This window comes from Solibacillus isronensis, from assembly GCF_023715405.1.
Taxonomy (GTDB): domain Bacteria; phylum Bacillota; class Bacilli; order Bacillales_A; family Planococcaceae; genus Solibacillus; species Solibacillus isronensis_B.
Window position 1 is genome coordinate 1 of record NZ_JAMBOC010000037.1, and the last position, 406, is coordinate 406.

Consider the following 406-nt stretch of genomic DNA (forward strand, 5'->3'; position numbering starts at 1 on the left):
GTCGTGAACCAGTGCTCGTTAAGGCATTCGTCGCGGAATTTGCCGTTGAACGATTCGATGTACGCATTCTGCGTTGGCTTGCCCGCCTGAATCAACTTCAGTGTGACGCCGTTCGCATACGCCCACTGGTCAAGCGCGCGGCTCGTAAATTCGGGTCCCTGGTCTGTTCGCACCGCCTTGGGATAGCCACGGAAGCGAGCTGCACGGTCCAATGCCCGAGCGACATACAAACCTGAGATGCCATGGTCGACGACGATGTCGACAGCCTCTTTCGTGAAGTCATCGACGACGGTCAGGCACTTCACGCGCCGGCCGTTGGAAAGCGCATCCATCACGAAATCGATTGACCACACCTCGTTGGGCGCGCCCGGCAATGCCAGTTGCTCGCGCTCAATCATTACACCCT

General features: G+C 58.1%; 1 pseudogene. It reads right to left on the bottom strand.

Annotated features, from left to right (window positions below):
- Window positions 1-406 (bottom strand): annotated as a pseudogene (locus M3166_RS19100) (IS3-like element ISBam2 family transposase); the annotation flags it as partial.